This window comes from Pantoea sp. UBA5923 (assembly GCF_002431095.1).
In the GTDB taxonomy this organism is placed as follows: Bacteria; Pseudomonadota; Gammaproteobacteria; order Enterobacterales; family Enterobacteriaceae; genus Pantoea; species Pantoea piersonii.
In genome coordinates, this window is the sequence record NZ_DJDN01000021.1 from 19,212 (window position 1) to 25,713 (window position 6,502).

The following is a 6,502-nucleotide window of genomic DNA, read 5'->3' on the forward strand; positions in this document are numbered from 1 at the left end:
ACCATGAACCGTGAAGGCATCCGCCGTCTGGCGGCGGAAGATCTGGGGCTGCCTACCTCCAGCTATCGTTTCGCCGACAGCAAGGCCAGTTTCGAAGCGGCGGCGGCGGAGATCGGCTTTCCCTGTATCGTCAAGCCGGTGATGAGCTCCTCAGGCAAAGGCCAGAGCTTTATTCGTGAGGCCAGCCAGCTCGACCACGCCTGGGAGTATGCGCAGCAAGGCGGACGCGCAGGTGCCGGCCGTGTGATTGTTGAAGGGGTCGTCAAATTCGATTTCGAGATTACGCTACTTACCGTGAGCGCGGTTGATGGTCTTCACTTCTGCGCGCCCATCGGCCATCGTCAGGAAGATGGCGACTATCGCGAATCCTGGCAGCCGCAGCAGATGAGCGACGTTGCGCTGCAGCGCGCACAGGCGATCGCCGGTGAAGTGGTAAAGGCGCTGGGCGGCTACGGCCTGTTTGGCGTTGAACTCTTTGTCTGCGGCGATGAGGTGATCTTTAGCGAAGTGTCGCCGCGCCCGCACGATACCGGCATGGTTACGCTGATTTCGCAGGATCTCTCCGAGTTCGCCCTGCACGTGCGCGCTTTCCTTGGTCTGCCGATTGGTGGTATTCGCCAGTACGGCCCGTCGGCGTCGGCGGTGATCCTGCCGCAGCTGCACAGCCAGAATCTGAAGTTCGTTAACGTGGAAGCGGCGCTGGGGGCGGGACTACAGCTGCGCCTGTTCGGCAAGCCGGAAATCGCTGGTTCGCGCCGTCTCGGCGTTGCCCTGGCGAGCGGTGAGAATACCGATGAGGCCGTCGCGCGCGCTATCGCCAGCGCGGCGGCGGTTAACGTCGAAGGCTAATCATAATGCGGTGAGCGCCCTGCTCACCGCTGATGATTATTTTGCGCCTTCTACCGCTTCACGGGCCAGACGCGTAATGCGATCCCCGTCGCCCGTCTCCAGCGCGTCGTTTGGCACCAGCCAGGAGCCGCCAATGCAGAGCACGCTTTTCAGCGCCAGATAGTCGCGATAGTTAGCGGGCGAAATGCCGCCGGTCGGGCAGAAGCGCACCTGCGGGAAGGGGCCGCCGATCGCCTGCAGTGCCTTAACGCCGCCGTTCGCTTCCGCCGGGAAGAATTTAAATTCGCGCAGGCCGTAATCCATGCCGGTCATCAGTTCGGAAACGGTGCTGATACCTGGAATAAGCGGCACCGGACCTTCTACCGCGGCCTTGAGCAGCGACTCTGTGACGCCGGGGCTGATAACGAACTGCGCGCCCGCTTCGGTCACTTCCTGCAGCTGCTGCGTGTTGATCACGGTTCCCGCGCCGACAATCGCTTCCGGCACTTCTTTAATCATCAGGCGCAGCGCATCCATCGCCACCGGCGTGCGCAGCGTCACTTCCAGCACGCGAACGCCGCCCGCTACCAGCGCTTTTGCCATCGGCACCGCATGTTCCAGCTTGTTCACTACGATCACCGGCACCACAGGTCCAGTGGTCAGAATCTTTTCAGCACTCGTCTTCCAGTTCTTCATCGGTTCCCCTTGCTTATCCATACCGGCGCCTGCCGTGTGCCGCGCCATCAATGCGTCACTACCATACAGGATCGCCTTCCGCATCGTCTATCCGCCCAGAATAATTTTTGAAACTGCGGTTCACTTTCCTGCGGGAAGGTACAAAAAAGCCCGCACGCGGCGGGCTGATTTCAGGATTATTCGAACTCGTTCCACGAGCGGCCGTCGCGCGTGATCATCGCCACGGACGCCACCGGCCCCCAGGTACCAGCCTGATAAGGCTTGGAGGAGTCGCCGTCGGCGGCCCAGGCCTCAATGATGGAGTCGACATAGGTCCATGCCGCTTCTACCTCATCGCGACGCACAAACAGCGCCTGGATGCCGCGCATGCTCTCCAGCAGCAGACGTTCATAGGCGTCCGCCAGATGCGACTGATTGAACGTCTCGGAGTAGCTCAGATCCAGCTTGGTGGTCTGCAGTTTATGCTTGTGATCCAGACCCGGCACTTTGTTGAGGATCTCGATATCGACGCCCTCGTCCGGCTGCAGACGAATAGTGAGCTTGTTCTGCGGCAGCTCGGAGTAGGAATCCTTGAACAGGTTCATCTCCGGGTTTTTGAAGTAGACCACGACTTCGGAACATTTGGTCGGCAGACGCTTGCCGGTACGCAGATAGAACGGAACGCCCGCCCAGCGCCAGTTGTCGATATCAACGCGAATGGCGACGAAAGTTTCCGTTGAGCTGGATTTATTGGCGCCCTCTTCTTCCAGATAGCCCGGCACTTTTTTACCCTGCACGAAGCCAGCAGTGTACTGGCCGCGCACCGTTTTATCGCGCACGTTAGTCTGATCGATACGGCGCAGCGAGCGCAGCACTTTGACTTTCTCGTCGCGAATCGCGTCAGCGCTGAGATCGGACGGCGGTGCCATGGCGATCATGGTAAGCACCTGCAGCAGGTGGTTCTGAATCATATCGCGCATCTGGCCAGCCTGATCGAAGTAGCCCCAGCGTCCTTCAATGCCCACCTCTTCAGCCACGGTGATCTGCACGTGATCGATAGTGCGGTTATCCCAGTTATTGACGAAGATAGAGTTAGCGAAGCGCAGCGCCAGCAGGTTCAGCACCGTTTCTTTACCAAGATAGTGGTCGATACGGAATACCTGGCTCTCGTCAAAGAACTCGCCTACCGCGTCGTTGATCTCTTTCGAGGTTTCCAGCGAGGTGCCAAGCGGCTTCTCCATCACCACGCGCGCCGGTTTGGCGTTCAGCTTCGCTGCGCCCAGCCCCTTACAGATAGCGCCGAAGGTGCTTGGCGGCATCGCGAAATAGTTAATGGTGGTGCGTTTTGCCTGATCGAGCATTTTTCCCAGTTTGGGAAAATGGGAGGTATCGTTGACGTCGAGGTTGCAGAAGTCGAGACGGCCGCTGAGCTTGTCCCACAGCGCTTCGTCGATCTTCTCCTTCATAAAGGTTTCCAGCGCTTCACGCACCACTTTGGTATAAGCTGCTTTGTCCCAGTCGGCGCGTCCCACGCCGATGATGCGGGTTTCCTCGTGGATCTGTCCCGCTTTTTCCAGCTGATACAGTGAAGGCAACAGTTTCCGGCGCGCAAGATCGCCTTTTGCGCCGAATATCACCAGATCGCATGCCTGGGCTGTTTGTGTTACCGCCATTTTCCTCTCCTCATTGCAGGATGATCCCGTTGGCGTGTGCATCCTCATCCACCGGGTCCGTGTTGTAATTTTCTTTCAGCACAATGTACTTATTTCAGGGGGTCAGGTAAACCTGACTCTATGCTGGTCCGCAGAGTTAACTCTGGACGGAATAAGGCGTGCCGATGTGATACTGCGTGCGCTTTTACCCACTGTAGCGTTGCGGCCGTTGTCCGGCAAAATCGAATCCGGCTCAAATTATGACAAAAATTTTCAGTATCGGCTTACCCATACTTGCGCGCAGTCATGGTGAACGCGGTATATTCACGCTTTTATGGTCTCTCGGCCAGCCATTGCTGGCATCGATAAAAGCGATAATGGTCATTGGGTTATGAACATTCAGGAAAAAATTGAGGCGCAGCTGGCGACGTTCAGCAAGTCGGAACGTAAGGTCGCCGCGCAGATCCTCGCCGCTCCGCAGGAGGCGATACACTCCAGCATCGCCCGCCTGGCGCGCGCCGCTGACGTCAGCGAGCCTACCGTGAATCGCTTTTGTCGCCGGCTCGGCACCCGGGGCTTCCCCGATTTCAAACTGCAGCTGGCGCAGAGCCTGGCAAAAGGGCTGAGCTGGGTCAGCCGCGACGTGGATGAGCATGACGATACCGAGGGTTACAGCCATAAAATTTTCGACTCGGCGCTGGCCGGTCTGCAACGCGTACGCAACCAGCTCGATCTCGCCGTGGTGCAGCAGGCGGTAGCGGCGCTGTCACAGGCGCAAAAAGTGGCGTTCTTTGGTCTGGGCGCCTCAGCGGTGGTGGCGCACGACGCCTTTAATAAATTTCTGCGTTTTAATCTGCCTGTCGTCTGGTCCGAGGATATTGTGATCCAGCGCATGAGTTGTATAAATAGTCGTTCAGACGACGTTTTTGTTTTAATTTCGCATACTGGCCGCACGAAAAATATGGTAGAACTGGCTCGCCTTGCCGGTGTAAACGGTTCCACAGTGATAGCCATTACCTCTCCCGCCTCTCCGCTAGCGGAGGTCGCCACGCTGGCGTTGACGCTTGATGTTCCGGAGGATACCGATGTCTATTTGCCGATGGTTTCCCGCCTGGCGCAGCTCACCGTTATCGACGTGCTGGCGACCGGGTTTATACTCGAGCGCGGCGGCGCGTTTCGTGAGAATCTGAAACGGGTTAAAGAGGCATTGAAAGCTTCGCGTTTCGATAAGCCCCTCGCCATGGAAAACGCAGCGAAACAAAAAAATTAACATCACATTTACAATGTGAGTCGTATCACAGGCTTTCCTTCAGTTAGAATAATCATCACGCCCTGTCCACTTTAGGGGATACGCAAATTTGTCAACGGAGTCCTTCATGTCAAGACGTCTTAGAAGAACCAAGATCGTTACAACCCTCGGCCCGGCCACAGACCGCGACAATAATCTGGAAAAAATCATCGCCGCAGGCGCAAACGTTGTTCGACTCAACTTCTCTCACGGCACCCCGGAAGATCATCAGCTGCGCGCCAATAAAGTGCGCGAAATCGCCGCGAAGCTGGGTCGTCACGTCGCTATTCTGGGCGATTTACAGGGCCCGAAAATTCGTGTTTCGACCTTTAAAGAGGGCAAAGTGTTCCTCAACGTGGGCGACCGTTTCCTGCTGGACGCCAGCCTGAGCAAGGGCGAAGGCGATAAAGAGAAAGTTGGCATCGACTATAAAGGCCTGCCAGAAGATGTGGTGCCGGGGGATATTCTGCTGCTCGACGATGGTCGCGTGCAGCTGAAGGTGCTGGAAGTTCAGGGCATGAAGGTGTTCACCGAAGTGACCGTTGGCGGCCCGCTCTCCAACAATAAAGGCATCAACAAGCTCGGCGGCGGCCTGTCGGCTGAAGCGCTGACCGAAAAAGACAAAGCGGACATTATTACCGCCGCGAAGATCGGCGTCGATTACCTGGCGGTCTCTTTCCCGCGCAGCGGCGAAGATATGAACTATGCGCGTCGTCTGGCGCGTGAAGCGGGCTGTGAAGCGCAGCTGGTAGCGAAAGTCGAGCGCGCCGAAGCGGTCGCGACGCAGGAAGCGATGGACGATATTATTCTCGCCTCCGATGTGGTGATGGTGGCGCGTGGCGACCTGGGCGTTGAAATCGGCGATCCCGAACTGGTCGGTATTCAGAAGGCGCTTATCCGCCGCGCGCGCCAGCTGAACCGCACCATCATCACCGCCACGCAGATGATGGAGTCGATGATCACCAACCCGATGCCGACGCGCGCCGAGGTGATGGACGTCGCTAACGCCGTACTCGACGGCACCGACGCCGTTATGCTGTCAGCGGAAACCGCCGCCGGTCAGTACCCCGCAGAGACCGTTTCCGCAATGGCGAAAGTCTGTCTGGGCGCGGAAAAGATCCCCAGCGTGAACGTATCCAAGCATCGCCTGGAAGTGACCTTCGACAATATCGAAGAAGCGATCGCGATGTCGGCTATGTATGCGGCGAACCACCTGCAGGGCGTGACCGCCATTATCACCATGACCGAATCAGGCCGCACGCCGCTGATGACGTCGCGCATTACCTCCGGCCTGCCGATTTTCGCTATGTCGCGCCATGAGCGCACCCTGAACCTCACGGCGCTCTATCGCGGCGTGACGCCGGTGTTATTTGACAGCGATAATGACGGCGTGGTGGCTGCACACGATGCGGTCAATCTGCTGCGCGATAAAGGCTTTCTCGTTTCGGGCGATCTGGTCATTGTGACGCAGGGCGACGTTATGGGCGCAACCGGCACCACTAATACCAGCCGGGTACTGCGCGTAGACTAACGCGCGCCCAGCCGCTGTTCTGAAGCTGTAAACAACGCGACCGCCTGGCGGTCGCGTTTTATTTTCCTAAAAGGAGTCTGGATGCCGCGCTATCAACCCGTCAGCAAACTCACGGCAGGCCTGCTGCTGTTTCCGCTGGCGCTGGTGCTGTTTGAATTCGCCACCTATATCGCACACGACATGATCCAGCCTGGTATGCTGCTGGTTACTCAGGAGTTTGCCGTCGGCCCGGAATGGGTATCCACATCGCTGACCGCCTATCTGCTCGGCGGCGTAGTGCTGCAATGGCTGCTTGGGCCGCTCTCCGATAAATATGGCCGTCGTCCGGTAATGCTGGGCGGCATTCTCTTTTTCATTGTGGCCTGCGTATTAACCACCTGGGTCGGTTCCATCAGAGAATTTGTCGCGCTGCGCTTTATTCAGGGCATTAGCCTCTGCTTTATCGGCGCGGTCAGCTATGCGGCGATTCAGGAAGCCTTTGACGAGGCGCTGGCGGTACGCGTTATGGCGCTGATGGCGAACGTCGCG

6 protein-coding genes are annotated in these 6,502 nt (G+C 57.8%); 4 read left to right on the plus strand and 2 right to left on the minus strand.

Translation table 11 applies throughout. From position 1 onward, the window contains the following. The coding region (purT, locus tag B3797_RS05620; protein ID WP_311790604.1) for a formate-dependent phosphoribosylglycinamide formyltransferase at positions 1-849 on the plus strand (849 nt) is incomplete at its 5' end. A 36-nt stretch (positions 850-885) separates the two neighbouring features. Here the strand turns inward: purT and B3797_RS05625 are convergent. Together B3797_RS05625 and zwf are read right to left on the minus strand one after the other, a co-directional pair. Further along, positions 886-1,524: a bifunctional 4-hydroxy-2-oxoglutarate aldolase/2-dehydro-3-deoxy-phosphogluconate aldolase gene (locus B3797_RS05625; protein WP_311790607.1), complete on the minus strand. Its 639-nt coding sequence runs from the start codon at positions 1,522-1,524 to the stop codon at positions 886-888. A 176-nt stretch (positions 1,525-1,700) separates the two neighbouring features. Continuing rightward, entirely contained in the window at positions 1,701-3,176 is a 1,476-nt protein-coding gene (gene zwf / locus B3797_RS05630; protein WP_311782321.1) for a glucose-6-phosphate dehydrogenase, read from the minus strand. Between the two features lie 370 nt (positions 3,177-3,546). Here zwf and B3797_RS05635 point away from each other — a divergent pair, with 370 nt between their 5' ends. The 3 genes from B3797_RS05635 to B3797_RS05645 form a co-directional block, all read left to right on the plus strand. Then, positions 3,547-4,425, plus strand: coding sequence for a MurR/RpiR family transcriptional regulator (locus tag B3797_RS05635; RefSeq protein ID WP_311790605.1), 879 nt, complete (start codon positions 3,547-3,549; stop codon positions 4,423-4,425). Positions 4,426-4,531: 106 nt separating this feature from the next. Further along, entirely contained in the window at positions 4,532-5,974 is a 1,443-nt protein-coding gene (gene pyk / locus B3797_RS05640; protein ID WP_120453852.1) for a pyruvate kinase, read from the plus strand. Positions 5,975-6,055: 81 nt separating this feature from the next. Further along, positions 6,056-6,502 (plus strand): MFS transporter (locus B3797_RS05645; protein WP_311790606.1); only part of this gene is annotated, 447 nt, incomplete at its 3' end.

Coding starts and splice junctions, on each gene's coding strand:
- pyk (WP_120453852.1), top strand. CDS start 4,532: ATGTCAAGACGTCTTAGAAGAACCAAGATCGTTACAACCCTCGGCCCG.
- zwf (WP_311782321.1), bottom strand. CDS start 3,176: ATGGCGGTAACACAAACAGCCCAGGCATGCGATCTGGTGATATTCGGC.
- B3797_RS05635 (WP_311790605.1), top strand. CDS start 3,547: ATGAACATTCAGGAAAAAATTGAGGCGCAGCTGGCGACGTTCAGCAAG.
- B3797_RS05625 (WP_311790607.1), bottom strand. CDS start 1,524: ATGAAGAACTGGAAGACGAGTGCTGAAAAGATTCTGACCACTGGACCT.